This window comes from Undibacterium hunanense, from assembly GCF_014284335.1.
Lineage (GTDB): Bacteria > Pseudomonadota > Gammaproteobacteria > Burkholderiales > Burkholderiaceae_D > Undibacterium > Undibacterium hunanense.
On the sequence record NZ_JACOGF010000003.1, the window covers coordinates 118630 to 131446 of the forward strand.

13 protein-coding genes are annotated in these 12817 nt (G+C 52.9%); 3 read left to right on the plus strand and 10 right to left on the minus strand.

The window, feature by feature from the left end; genetic code table 11:
• Positions 1-97 precede the first annotated feature (97 nt).
• Positions 98-709, minus strand: a complete 612-nt coding sequence (locus H8L32_RS06675; RefSeq protein WP_186946407.1) for a hypothetical protein — start codon at positions 707-709, stop codon at positions 98-100.
• Between the two features lie 298 nt (positions 710-1007).
• Here H8L32_RS06675 and H8L32_RS06680 point away from each other — a divergent pair, with 298 nt between their 5' ends.
• Positions 1008-2105, plus strand: a complete 1098-nt coding sequence (locus tag H8L32_RS06680; protein WP_222619250.1) for a hypothetical protein — start codon at positions 1008-1010, stop codon at positions 2103-2105.
• 3 nt (positions 2106-2108) lie between these two features.
• Here H8L32_RS06680 and H8L32_RS06685 read toward each other — a convergent pair whose 3' ends face one another.
• The 7 genes from H8L32_RS06685 to H8L32_RS06715 all read right to left on the minus strand — a co-directional run bounded on the left by H8L32_RS06685 (position 2109) and on the right by H8L32_RS06715 (position 8077).
• Positions 2109-2543, minus strand: coding sequence for a GAF domain-containing protein (locus H8L32_RS06685; RefSeq protein WP_186946408.1), 435 nt, complete (start codon positions 2541-2543; stop codon positions 2109-2111).
• A 16-nt stretch (positions 2544-2559) separates the two neighbouring features.
• Positions 2560-3471, minus strand: a complete 912-nt coding sequence (locus H8L32_RS06690; protein ID WP_186946409.1) for an EboA domain-containing protein — start codon at positions 3469-3471, stop codon at positions 2560-2562.
• Between the two features lie 57 nt (positions 3472-3528).
• Positions 3529-4512 (minus strand): UbiA family prenyltransferase, encoded by a 984-nt coding sequence (locus H8L32_RS06695; protein ID WP_222619251.1) that lies wholly within the window; start codon positions 4510-4512, stop codon positions 3529-3531.
• A complete protein-coding gene (gene eboE, locus H8L32_RS06700) occupies positions 4509-5765 on the minus strand; it encodes a metabolite traffic protein EboE (RefSeq protein WP_186946410.1) in 1257 nt (418 codons plus the stop codon). Before eboE ends, H8L32_RS06695 begins: the two co-directional genes overlap by 4 nt.
• A 13-nt stretch (positions 5766-5778) precedes the next feature.
• Entirely contained in the window at positions 5779-7074 is a 1296-nt protein-coding gene (locus H8L32_RS06705; protein WP_222619253.1) for a 3-dehydroquinate synthase, read from the minus strand.
• Between the two features lie 166 nt (positions 7075-7240).
• Positions 7241-7411 carry a hypothetical protein gene (locus H8L32_RS06710; RefSeq protein ID WP_186946412.1) on the minus strand — a complete coding sequence of 57 codons (171 nt, stop codon included), beginning with the start codon at positions 7409-7411 and terminating at the stop codon, positions 7241-7243.
• Between the two features lie 468 nt (positions 7412-7879).
• Positions 7880-8077, minus strand: a complete 198-nt coding sequence (locus H8L32_RS06715; RefSeq protein ID WP_186946413.1) for a hypothetical protein — start codon at positions 8075-8077, stop codon at positions 7880-7882.
• Here H8L32_RS06715 and H8L32_RS06720 point away from each other — a divergent pair.
• Together H8L32_RS06720 and H8L32_RS06725 are read left to right on the plus strand one after the other, a co-directional pair.
• Positions 8076-9464: a nucleotide pyrophosphatase/phosphodiesterase family protein gene (locus H8L32_RS06720; protein WP_186946414.1), complete on the plus strand. Its 1389-nt coding sequence runs from the start codon at positions 8076-8078 to the stop codon at positions 9462-9464. The genes H8L32_RS06715 and H8L32_RS06720 overlap by 2 nt on opposite strands.
• Before the next feature lie 18 nt (positions 9465-9482).
• A complete protein-coding gene (locus H8L32_RS06725; protein WP_230412095.1) occupies positions 9483-10604 on the plus strand; it encodes a TatD family hydrolase in 1122 nt (373 codons plus the stop codon).
• 192 nt (positions 10605-10796) lie between these two features.
• Here H8L32_RS06725 and H8L32_RS06730 read toward each other — a convergent pair whose 3' ends face one another.
• Together H8L32_RS06730 and H8L32_RS06735 are read right to left on the minus strand one after the other, a co-directional pair.
• A complete protein-coding gene (locus tag H8L32_RS06730; protein ID WP_186946818.1) occupies positions 10797-11582 on the minus strand; it encodes a hypothetical protein in 786 nt (261 codons plus the stop codon).
• Entirely contained in the window at positions 11527-12753 is a 1227-nt protein-coding gene (locus H8L32_RS06735; protein WP_230412096.1) for a hypothetical protein, read from the minus strand. The genes H8L32_RS06730 and H8L32_RS06735 overlap by 56 nt, the downstream gene beginning before the upstream one ends.
• Between the last annotated feature and the right edge of the window lie 64 nt (positions 12754-12817).

Below are 12817 nucleotides of genomic sequence, written 5' to 3' on the forward strand. Positions count from 1 at the left end.
GTGCGTCGCTCACTTGAATTATCGAGCAGCGCTCCGCACGCCTAGCCAGACAAGGTTTCAAACCCATTTGCTTGCCTAAAAGATAGGTCAACACGCCCTAAGACAAAACCCCTGCAGCAAATTGTTTTCCGTCAAAATGAATTGTTTGTTGTGGATTGCTTGTCATGTCAACTTTCAGCACTGCGGATACATTGGCGATGACCGTGCTGCCGCTTGACGATCCTTCATACAAGAAAATCGACAGGGTCTCCGTTACGTCAAACTGGATGGTAGTATTGGTTTCAGCCGCAATGACACATGTTGGTTGCGCATGATAGCTGCTGCCGTTTGCCGTGACCGATTGCAAAACGCCAAAAACAATCCGGCATCCATCGACATTTTTTATACCATATACACCAGGCGGAGCAGTTGGTTCTGGCGTGCCAAAAGTATTGTATTGAAATGGATAATTCATACCCAGGCTGGCCGGGAACTCTGAAGAATATGCAGTGATAGGAGCATTGATATTGAGCGGATCAGGCGAGCCAAATAATCCGGTAGATGAATTCCATGTGACGAAATTCTGTTCGAATGGCGCAAAGGAGACCCATATAAGGGCCTCATCCGCCTTGGTAACTGCCCCCTTGACGATTGCCACCCGATAGCCTTGCTGATTCAAACTTGCGGTATCTGCTTTGGTTAATTGAAGCGTAAGTGCAAAGTCGGTCATGGCAAATCCTTGTCGTTGAATGGCGGAAATTGGTGGAGACAGGCTCAGATATATTGTTTGAGCAGCACAGACAATACGAGGTATTTTGCATATTTGTCAAGCATTGCAATATTGAGCCCCCTTGCCTTATATGCTTGTGCCAAACGCCAGGGCATACCGATTTTACTTACCCCGCTCTATCAACAACATGCCATCACAATAAATGGCATATTGACCACATTTGTCTTTTATGAAACACTGAGACTATCATCAGGCACATGAAGAACTACTTCCTGAATCCACCTTACATTTCCTGCACATGGCACATTTGCTTCCTGTCGCGCTACCAAAACAAGTTTTACGCAAAACCTGTGTATCCAGCATCATCTTGCGTGGGTTGAATAATCCACGCGGCATCAAAGTGAAACCGGATGGCCGCTTGCTGTTGGTGGAGGCAGGCACTGGGTACATTAATGAGGCAGAACAGGCTTTTTCTGGTCGCCTATTGCAGTTCAGATGCGACGCTACCGGTGTATATGGGCAAATGGAAGTCGTGGCTGCCGGTTTTCGATCCATGAACATGCAGGCGCGCATGTGCCGGGATGAAATTTTTGGCCTGGCTGATGTAGCCTATGGTGGCGGGCGTTGGTTGCTGAGTCAGACGGATTATGTATCTGGTTCCCGTATTATGGATTTATCAGCTTTGCCGCCCCAAACCCTGTTCCACAGTCGCGGCAATTTAAATAGCCTGTGTTACCACCCGAAAAGACAAAGCTGGCTGACGGTCAAGCCGGATACGAATCAGGCCATAGAATTTGTCGCGAGCAAGCCAGAAGCATTAGTCGGGGTGCTGCCAGATTTGACCGGCGGCCAGCATGCGGTGCCGGTGACCGTGATCCTGGATCAAAGCTGGCCACAAAGTAATGGCAGCCAGCCGGTATTGATTTCATTGTTCTCGGGCGAGTTGCAGGGTGATGCCGACAAACTTGGCATACATTTTGAAAAAGGTGTCAGCAAGGTCGTCAGGCTGGATCTGGATACTGGCGAGGTCAGTCCTGTGATTGAGGGGCTGACCCTGGCAACGGGCATGGCGTTTACCGATCAGGGACAATTGCTGGTGCTGGAACTATGTGAAGACTTCTTGCAGCCTATGCCTGTAGCGGAAGTGCCGCAAATACCCTGGCACGGAGGTTTTAAACGTTATTCAGGACGCCTGCTTTGTTTTGATCTGGCCAGACAAACCGTGCATAGTCTGGCCGAACATCTGGATACACCATCGAATTTATGCGTGGTTGGCAACAGTGTATTTATCAGCGAAGGCATGGGCTTGCCTGGTCGCCCCATAGCCAATGCCAGTGGAGAAACCGTGGCATTGGAGGGCTATGTGCGCAAATTAATCCTTCCAGAAAACCCGTAGACTTCAGGCAGCTTGCAAACTCGCTGTTAACTGAGCCAGTTTATCCGGGAATGGTGCCTGTGCTACCCACTCTGCCGGATCGCCTTCTTTTTGCCAGGCGAAACCTACCACCGCCATGACATCACCGGTTTTACTGAGCAAGGGAATGGCGATTGCTGCCTGCGCGCCTACGGCTTTGGCACCGGGGCGTATATTGCCGCTTTTATCGTCTTGCAGATTACAGGTCTGCACCGGTTCTTTGCTTAATTGTGCAGCGCCGGCCATGCCTTTGCCATGGCTGACATGCGCCACGATGGCGAGTACCGGTTCTGGTATGCGCAAGGCGGCGCTCAGGTACAGGTCTTCACCACGCTGTATATGGATGGTGCCTGCTGCTGCATCCAGCCTGGCTATATTATCTTCCAGCCATTGCTGGTGTTCGGCATTTTTTTCGTACATGGTGCTCTCCTGTTGATCAGTGTTGGGTTTGTTCCAGCAATTGTTGCCAGCTGATATCTGCTGCCCGTTCTGTCAGTTGCTGTTGCTCACAGATGACGCGCAGACTGCTGTCATGTTTTGGCAAACTCTTGGCGATGGCCAGTCGTTCTGCATCCCTGCCCTGCTCCAGCACGCGCAGCAATTCAGATTTGCCTGTTATGTCTGCATAAGTTGCATACGGCGTCACGCAACGCCATAACTCGGGGCTGATGACACGACCTGCGGCCCAGCGTTCATGTACCAGATCGATCAGAATATGAGCCAGGGCAGGATTATTCCTTTGCTCCAGTCCTTGTATGGGCCATAGCGGGCTGTCGAGAAAAAAGCATTTAACCACCATCTGGTTCCAGGCAGCTTCATCAAATGTCTGCATGGGATAAGGATTACGGTGCGCCATCGCTTCAAAGATGGGACGCATGCTGGAACGTATGGCTTCGCGGGCACGGTGTTCTATCGCAATGGCCGCTGGGTATAAGGGAAAACCGGAATACAGGGCGATCAGTTCATTGATTTCAGCACTGTCGGCAATGCTGTCAAGCTGGCTTGCAAATTGTGCTTCATCACCAGCATAACTGGCGAGTATGAAAGCCACCCTGGCAGCAATATCGACGCTCCAGGTTGAAGGGTCAAAACCAGGGCGCAGCAAATTCGCGGCCAGCAGTTCATCATCACTCAAATTCAAATCCAGCTTACCCAGTTTACGCGAAGCCATACCCATGGCACGATAGACATCACATTCCTGTTTTGCCGTGCTGATTTTCTGGCATTGCAGCCTGAACCACAGCAAGGCTTCTGGTGTACTGCGTGCAGCTATCCAGATATCCAGTTGCGACAATGCTGCAGCGGTGGGGGTCAATGCCTGCATTTCTTCTATCGACGGATGTCTCATGATGGCTGTCCTATACTTCCATAGAGTGAATCAAAATAATTAATCCAGGCAGCAGTCTCAGGTTCCGGGAATGACACGTTGCAAAACCCTGGTCATGACAAAGGCGCACAGGCAAAACGCCACGGCGGCGACACCGCCACCGGCGATGGCGATCACCAGTGCATCCAGCAGGGACGTTGCAGCAATCAGTTGCGCCACGGCCTTTGGCACCGAACCAGCGATGTGGCGGGTAATCAGTAAACGCACGGCGATAACGTCAGCGACAATCAACGCCAACAGCATCAGCAACGCCAGGCCACCATCGGCCCAACTGGTGACTGAACGGCTGCCATACAAGAGTACAGGCAGGGCCAGTATCAGCAAGGGCCACAGGCTGCCCAGGCGATTCAGGCTTTCCTGTTTTGCTGCATAAGTCAGGCCAACCACATGTGCCCAGATAGCCAGGGCTGCCAGCACAAATGTTGTATTTACCAACACGGTACTGGTCAAAGGCAGGTTGCTGCCAGCCTGGAACAGGTTTTCATCTGCCATATTGCCGGTGATGACCATGGCACTGGCTGCTGCCGCAAAATAAACAAGTGCACGGCACAGGCCCATGATCAGCGGGCTTAAGGGATTACCCTTGTGCCAGACGTTGTACAGCAGGATGGTTGCGGCCAGCGCGCAGCCACAGACAATGGCCCAGGTGCCGTAATAACTGAGGATGGCGATACCGGCAAGCTGTAAAACAAAACCGATAGAAAACACGGCACGGGCACTGATTTGCCCTGAAGGTATTGGACGCCCAGGTCTTTCGCGGGCATCGATTTCCCTGTCAAAGGCGTCGTTCAGGTACATGCCTGCACAATAAAAGGCCGAGATTGCCAGCATCACCAATAAGGTATGCAATATGGACAAAGGCCGGCCAGTGATGCTGCTGGCGACAATCGCCCCTGCCAGCACATTGGTCCATACCGTCGGCAGATTGGATACCCTGCCCAGGCGCAAATAAATACCCATGCGGCTGTTGTTGATGACTATCGTGTTCATGTTCGTATTCATGTCAGCAGTTCTTTCATGATAAAACCCAGTTCACGTGCGATCGCATGGGCTTTGGATTCGTTCTTTAAATGGGCTGGCAAAACATCCCAGGTATAGGTTTCCACTTCCAGATGGCTGGAAAAGCCCTGTTTGCGCAAGGCTTGCAAGGTCGCCAGCAAATCTGCCCGGGTCGATCCTAGCTCTGAATCCAGTTTTGGCTCCCGTTTTGAATCCGTTTTTGATCCCGTTTGACCATCACTGTCCCAGAATATCGGTACATGGCAATGGATACGCCATTCACCATCTGCCTTGCCTGCCTGATATGCAGCCATAGCCGCAGGCAGATCGGTATAGCGTTGCAGATTGCGGTGCTTCTGGACGACAACCTGATGCAGGTACACGCCATCATCAAAACGCTGCAGTTCAGCGAGCATACCCGCGTGCATGACGGGTATGCGCAAGGCGCAGGACAATTGAATCTTGGGTATGCGTATGCCAAAGGCACTCAATTTCTGTAGCGCCTTCACCGGGTCTTCAAATTCGACTGCGGCATGGCACACGTCATAGCAAACACCCAGATGACGACGCATCATATGACTGGCTTCTGCTTCGGTACTGATACATAAATCTGCCAGCTTGACTATGCTGTCGGTAGCCCATAGCTGGTCACAAAAAAAAGCTGTGGTTTCAGCCAGAGTTTCCAGGAAACAGCAGGGTTCCGGCTCCAGTGCCAGGGCGATATATTTACCGGTGTCTTGTTCCAGTTGTGCCAGCATGGCCACTGCGGCTATCAGTTGCTCGACAATCTGTGTCTGAGCATCAGCCGTGCGTGCTTCAGATTTGTAGGCACCGGGCACTGTAGAAATACTGCCATCCATGCCTTCCGGTAAAAGCGCGGCCAGAATATAGGCACACTGCCTGGTGTAACGCAGACGCTCGCCGTCGCGCCAATCGGGCAAATAGACTTGCTCTTTCACCCTGACCGTATGAAAAGGTCCGTAAGGAAACGCATTGATGGTGAAAACGTAAGCTCCCAGGCGCGCCAGTTGTGCTTTAAATTCATCCAGCCTGGCTGGTAAGATGAGACTATCCGCCGCTTGCGCAGACAGCCGCAAGCCTATGCCAAAAGCCTGGTCATTACTGAGTTCCAGTTTTTTTCTGATCACAGGAATGGTTTCATCGAGACTGGATGAAACCTCATCCCAGCTTTCGCCTGCATGGATATTCGTGCAGTAGGTCAGATGCACGTTATGCGATGGCAAGGATAATTGCATATCGGCCTCTGGCTCAGACAGCGAGAACAGTTTGTAACTTGCTGGCTGAGCTGCTTGCTGAACCGGTCGCCAGGTGCGCCGCCAAATCTGCATGCAGGTTTTGTAACCAGTCTATCGCGGCACGCACCAGTTCCGCATCCATTTCATGCACTTCCACACCACTACCTATGGCGGCCAGCAAGGTGATGGTCAATTCTCCACCCAGGTGTTCCCGGAATTCTTTCAAGCCTTGCAGTACCAGCAATTCACCCTGCCCATCCTGCGCCAGCAATTGTGGATGCCACAAGTCAAAACCCAGTTGTGTCAGCAAACGGTAGATGCGTGCGTCTTCGCCTGCCGGCAGCAAACCTGCCAGGCAGGAATAACGGGCATCCAGTGCCAGACCAATGGCAACTGCTTCACCGTGGGACAAGGCATGCACAGTCAGGCGTTCGAGCTTGTGCGCGACCCAGTGACCGTAATCCAGCGGCCTGGCAGAACCGCTTTCAAAGGGATCCCCACCATGAGCAATCTGGTGCATGTGCAGGCTGGCTGAACGGGCAATCACGGTATTAAGGATATGGCTATCAAACGCAGCCAATGCAGGTAACTGTTTTTCCATCATCAGGAAAAATGCATGGTCACGTATCAATGCCACCTTGACGGCTTCTGCCAGTCCTGCCCGTTTTTCACGCACAGGCAAAATATCGATGAAACATGCATCATTGACGACGGCCCAGGGTGGCGCAAAGGTGCCGATCAGATTCTTCTGCCCCTGCCAGTTGACGGCGTTTTTAACACCGACACCACTATCGTCCTGTGCCAACACTGTTGTAGGGAAACGTATATGCCGTACACCCCGATGGAAAATCGCAGATGCGTAACCCACGGCATCCAGCACGGCACCGCCGCCGATGGCGACGGAATAAGAATGCCTGTCTATCGCCCGTTCTGACAAAGCCTGCAGCAGTCTTTCCACCAATGCCGGGTCATTCTTGCAGGCTTCACCGCCGGGCATCATGAAGATGTCACCAATCAGTTCCATAGCTTCGTGATGAAAACGCAGATAAGCATGGATTTGCTCCACCAGACCGGGCATGGCTTTAGCTACCCCTTCGTCGAGGAAAATCGCAAGACGGTGGCGACGCTGGGGTTCGCGCAAACTCAGCACGGCACGAAAATCAGGATTAGCGATATCAAAGGCATCACGGGTGGATACCACAGGAAACGAGTAATCGACGCGCACATGTTGCTGTTGCCAGGCACCACGCAAGGTGGCTGGTGCCGTCACATCCAGATCGGGTAGTCTGTTCAGTTCAGCCAATTTCACGATAAGTCCTCTCCATGGATCACCATTTCCAGTTTTCTGTCGTGCCTGCACATTTCTTTGTGCCCGATACTGAAAATGATTATAAAACTGATATGCATTTATTTGCAAATTTATAAATTGCCCGGACGAAAAAGTATGTCCGGGGAATACCTCACCATCACTATTTTTAATAAGGGAACGGTAGTTGGAAGCTCGGTCCGGCTGTCGTGCCATCATTCAAGCCAGACGGCGTTTCCATCAATTGCTGTGCTGCCAGTTGTAGCGAGAACATCAAGCCCACTGCCTGTCCCAGTTTTTCCGGCTCGCCATTGAAGGCGATATGCAAGCCGTTGAGCAAGGCTTGGTAGGATTCGGATCAGAACAAGTGCTGCCATCGCGATAGACAACGCTGGTAACCACACAATTGCGGAATCTCCATGAACCCGTGCCATTCGGATGCCACCACCCGTTGGTCGCCCCTGGGCCCGGCAACTGATAGTTGGAACGGAAACGGGCGGTATTGAAATGTTCCGGATCATTATTGACCGTAGACACGTCGGCCTGGAACTGGCCAGCAAACACTAAACGGGGTAAGTTAAGGTAACTCATTGGGTCTCCTGTGGTGGTGGCATCAATCAGCAGGATTGATGCATTACATGGGGTTACCATCGTCATACTGAAAAGCAACAAACGTCCCGACGGCATATTTCAGGATGAATGCCACACTATCTAAAGTCTGCAAATGTCCGCAAATAAGCATTGCAGAAAAAATAATTACCAATATTGAAATATTAGTGCAAAATAAGCAATGGCTTTAAAACATATTTCAAGAAATATCTTTTTTACACAACATTTCTCTTAAAGAAAGATTTTCTGCTAATAATCTGTTGCGAAAAGCATTGTTTAAATTAATAATAAGGAAACAATGTGCGTGTATGTTTGTGCGGTGATTGACTTCACCAGCATCACGGCTTGATGCACTTCCCGATCTCACCGCTGTATGAATACGCAAGGCCAGACGCATGCAAAGTTTGCTGATGTTGAATATCGTTGGACTGACACCCAGTCTGTTGGGAGAACTGACACCGCGCCTGTCGGCCTTTGTCGCCAGTGGCAAAATGCAGCCACTGCAAACTGTGACCCCGGCTGTAACCTGCACTGTGCAGGCGACGCTGATGACAGGTTTGCCGCCGCAGGAGCATGGCATCGTCGGCAATGGCTGGCTGTTCCGTGATCTGGCAGAAATCTGGTTTTGGCGGCAATCCAACAAACTGGTAACCGGTGAAAAAATCTGGGAGGCTGGCAAGGCACGTGATTCCAGGTTCACCTGCGCCAATTTGTTTTGGTGGTACAACATGGCTTCCAGCCATGACTACGGTATTACCCCACGCCCCATCTACAAAGCCGATGGCCGCAAGCTGCCCGACTGTTATACGACGCCACCTGGATGGCGTGATGAACTGAGCCGGAAACTAGGTGCTTTTCCGCTGTTCCAGTTCTGGGGGCCAGCCACGACAATCAAATCAAGTCGCTGGATTGCCGATGCCGCCAAACTGGCGATCAGCGAAAAAGATCCTACCCTGACCATGGTCTACCTGCCGCATCTCGACTATGACCTGCAAAGGCACGGCCCCGATTTAAGTAACCCAGTCGTACAACAATCACTACGTGATATCGATGAAGTTGCCGGTGACCTGATCGCCCATGCGCAACAGGCTGGCCGCCGCGTCATGGTCTTGTCCGAATATGGTATTACAGCAGTTGACCGCCCAGTTCATCTGAACCGTATCTTGCGCGAAGCCGGTTATCTGGTGGTGCGTGAAGAAGATGGTGCCGAATTGCTGGACCCTATTGCGTCCAGCGCTTATGCCGTGGCTGACCACCAGTTTGCCCATGTATATATTGCACGGCCAGAATTGATCGCGCCCGTGCGCAAACTGTTAAGCAGCGTCGCCGGTGTAGAAGGTATCTGGGCCGGTAATGAACGGGCAGGCCTGGGGCTTGATCATCCGCGTTCGGGTGAACTGGTGGTGATGGCCGACAAGCGTTCCTGGTTCACTTACTATTATTGGCAGGATGATGCACTGGCCCCCGACTTTGCACGCACCGTCGAAATCCATCGTAAGCCTGGCTATGACCCGGCAGAATTATTTGTTGACAGAAATATCCGTTTTCCCAAACTCGCGGTGGCATGGCGTTTGGGCAAACGGATGCTGGGCTTTCGCAGTCTGATGAATGTCATCGGTCTGGATGCCAGCCTGGTACAGGGTTCCCATGGCAGACCGGTGGATGATGCTGCCGACGGCCCTTTGCTGATACTTGATCGTGCGCAGACAGATAGCAAGGATAAAGTCCACGTAGCAGACATCAAAGATATCGCCCTGAACATCATGTTTGAAGAAAAGCGCTAAAGTACAAGGAGCAGGCAAATGAACAACAATGGCAAATATCCAGGCAATTACTCAGATAATTTCGTTGCTGACAGCACCATCGTGGATGAAATGTTTTCTGACCGCGCAGTAAGCTGCCCCTGCTGCAATGGCACAATCACACCACAAATGCTGCAAAACCTGCTTGCTCAGGCCGGGCAACTGCAACAGGGCCAGGCAGCCTTCCGGCAACTGGCCAGCGGCGGTAATGGCATGATGATAGACCCGCATGCCCATATGATCGCCCGTACCACCGACGATTATGAAGCCATGGCCAGAGCAGGCATCGTTGCTGTCATCGAACCTGCTTTCTGGCTGGGGCAGTTGCGTACAAATGTCGGCAGTTTTATCGATTATTTTTCCACCATCACCGGCTTCGAACGTTTTCGCGCCGGACAATTCGGCATACGCCACTATTGTGCTATAGGTCTTAACCCCAAGGAAGCCAACAACCCTGCCCTGGCCGAAGCCGTGCTGGATATCATGCCGCGTTATCTGGGCAAGGAAGGTGTCGTGGCACTGGGCGAAATTGGTTACGATGAACAGACCGAGCTAGAAGACAAGGCCCTGCGCGCGCAAATCGCCATGGCGATAGAATTTGAATTACCCATCATGATACACACCCCACACAGGGATAAAAAACGCGGCACCACCCGTACCATGGATGTGCTGGAAGAATGCGGCTTTGATCCGGCACGCTGTGTCATTGATCATAACAATGAAGAAACCGTGCAGGAAGTGCTGGACCGCGGTTACTGGTGCGCCTTCACCATCTATCCATCCACCAAAATGGGCAATGAAAGGCTGGCTGATATCGTCAACCAGTACGGCCCTGAACGCATCATCGTCAACTCTGCTTGTGACTGGGGCGTATCCGACCCGCTGGCGGTACCCAAATCAGCTCGTCTGATGGCCAGCCGTGGCATTGCAGCCGATGTGATTCATCAAGTTGTTTACGCCAATGCCTTGTCCGTGTACAGCCTGAACCAGGAAATGCAGGAAGCCCACTGGTGTCAGCCAGCCAAAATAGATCAACGTAACCTGTACAGTGGCAATTCTGTATTACGTGGCCAGGCACCCAGGGTGGATGAAGAAGTGCTGAATCCAGACATCATCCGTTAAAATGACTGAGATTCATCATTTTCCATCCACCTGATTTTACGGCGCAACTTCAGAACTCAGGTGAGACCATGACAGGACGAAGGTGTAACAGGCATGTCTGAGGATTTGCGTTGATGCGCATTACAAACGCCGGATCATGCCGGCATATCGCATATTACATATCGCAGGCAGATCACCATGCCAGCGCAAGGTTCAATCAATTACAAAAGTCACCCGGCCCTCATCCACGCACAGCTGAGCACTCTGCTGCACCTGTTCAAACGCCGAACACAAACGATTCCCCTGCGGGTCTTCCAACTGTGGATGGATGCGCAACAGGTAAGTCCCAGGCCGCCAATTCCACGCCGGCGTGAAACGCCATTCCCGCTCGCCTGCCATGAACATGGCGGTGCCGGACATACGCCGCCCATCCGGGTCTTGCACCGCAATCAGTGTTGCAGCAGCGCCATCCAGCGCAGCGGGGACGATGACGCGCAAAGGCTGTATGCCTCCACGCCGGACTGTTTGCACCAACCATTGTTGCGGATCAATGCGCTCGCGCAGCGGCGCCGTCACCAGCCAGCGCCGTTCCAGTGGCCGGTCGAGTTGCGGATCGTCGATGCGTAGTGTCACGGCCCCGCCGCTTCGTAAAGCGGGCCCCAGTGCGAGATTAGGCCCGACCCCGCTCTTGATGCGTCCCGGATGCAGCAACAGTGTCACGTTCCTGCCACTCTGGTCGGACAGCGGCAGGTCGAGAAAGGCGTCACGGATAAGCGTGCCGGCGCTGTCGTACAGCGCCACATGGGCCATATCCAACGGTGCCGCCAGTGGCCGATCGAGGTGCAGTTCGATCCGCAGCAGATTTTCCGCCACTGTTGGCCCGGAAGGCGTCAGGCCGGCGCCAGCCAGTGCCAGCCCCGGCACCACGGCCAGCAATGCCGCGCTAGCGAGCCAGTTCAGGATAACCCTCGATGGTGCGCGCATATTTGTGGAAGCCACGGAATTTATCTCCTTCCGGGTAGCGGTAGTCAGGAAAATCGTATTCGTTGACGAAGTCGCTCAGACGCAGGTAGCCACCTTTGGGAATCGACACCAGTTGCATCTCGCCGCTGGCTTCCGAGCGGCGTAACGCAAGCAGCAATTGCGGATTCAGATTATCGATTCGCATCACCGCAGACAGGGGCGTCATGGTCGCCTTGATGCCGAGATAGGGTTTGGCCGGCCAGTCGATCGGCGTACTCAGGCCAGGCGTAGCGACGGCACTTGCAAGATCGGCGGCGCTCAGCAAATCGGCTGAACGGCTGGAATTGACCAGCAAGGCATATTCTGCATCGCCCACCTTGAAATTCACCAGACCGTTAGGTGCGCTACCCCAACCTAGTTCCCCGATCGTCCTGGCAACGATATGTGCACCATCCTTTAAATCCTTGAGTGGAATGGTGACCAGCGGCGTGCAGGTATAGGCAGCCACCAACGTCGGCTCGCCGTCGATGGTCATCACCGTCATACTGCGAATAGGCGCACGGGTTTCGATCTGATTATGCACCGGATGGTACATCTCGACCGTGGTAGCACTTGCCTTGCCACTGAATGGATAGTCGTACACCCGCAGGGTTGAAGCGAAACTGCGGTTCGACAACCCTGCCACATACAGCTTGTTCTGGTAGTAGCGCATGTCGGTCACAGTTAGTGTCTGTTCCGGCAGGTTGCGCCAGAAGGTGACGTCGGCCGTCGGCGCATCGGTAATTGGCGTCGAAGCTGAAGCCCTGGTCAGATCCAGTCGCGCGACTTTGCCCGCCGCATTGATACTGACGATGGCCGGTTTGCCCGGCCCCTTGCCGCCGCGTACGGTCAGAGCCACGTATGCCAGTTCACCGTCCGGCTGCACGGCCAGGTCCTCAAAGCGCAGCGCGGTAGGCGCCACCCCGAGTGCTTTGGCAATCGGTGCCTGCACATCCATCAGATTGAACGGTTTGCCAGCCGGTCTGGCAGGCACTGGCACCGGTAGCGCAAAAATGCGCGCGCCCTTCCAGTCGGCAACAAACAGCGTATTCGCATCGCCGAAACTGAGCTTGCTGACCGATTGTATGACCACTGGCGCTGCATGTGCCGCATGTGCCGAGCTGACTGCAAGGAGTAGACTCAACAACAATCTGCATGGGATGTTCATTGCGATACCTTCCTTTCATTGAATGACAAAAAATCAGAATAGTTTTCTATAGACATGGGATACC

Coding starts and splice junctions, on each gene's coding strand:
- H8L32_RS06675 (WP_186946407.1), bottom strand. CDS start 709: ATGACCGACTTTGCACTTACGCTTCAATTAACCAAAGCAGATACCGCA.
- H8L32_RS06680 (WP_222619250.1), top strand. CDS start 1,008: ATGGCACATTTGCTTCCTGTCGCGCTACCAAAACAAGTTTTACGCAAA.
- H8L32_RS06685 (WP_186946408.1), bottom strand. CDS start 2,543: ATGTACGAAAAAAATGCCGAACACCAGCAATGGCTGGAAGATAATATA.
- H8L32_RS06690 (WP_186946409.1), bottom strand. CDS start 3,471: ATGAGACATCCGTCGATAGAAGAAATGCAGGCATTGACCCCCACCGCT.
- H8L32_RS06695 (WP_222619251.1), bottom strand. CDS start 4,512: ATGAATACGAACATGAACACGATAGTCATCAACAACAGCCGCATGGGT.
- eboE (WP_186946410.1), bottom strand. CDS start 5,765: ATGCAATTATCCTTGCCATCGCATAACGTGCATCTGACCTACTGCACG.
- H8L32_RS06720 (WP_186946414.1), top strand. CDS start 8,076: ATGCAAAGTTTGCTGATGTTGAATATCGTTGGACTGACACCCAGTCTG.
- H8L32_RS06715 (WP_186946413.1), bottom strand. CDS start 8,077: ATGCGTCTGGCCTTGCGTATTCATACAGCGGTGAGATCGGGAAGTGCA.
- H8L32_RS06725 (WP_230412095.1), top strand. CDS start 9,483: ATGAACAACAATGGCAAATATCCAGGCAATTACTCAGATAATTTCGTT.
- H8L32_RS06735 (WP_230412096.1), bottom strand. CDS start 12,753: ATGAACATCCCATGCAGATTGTTGTTGAGTCTACTCCTTGCAGTCAGC.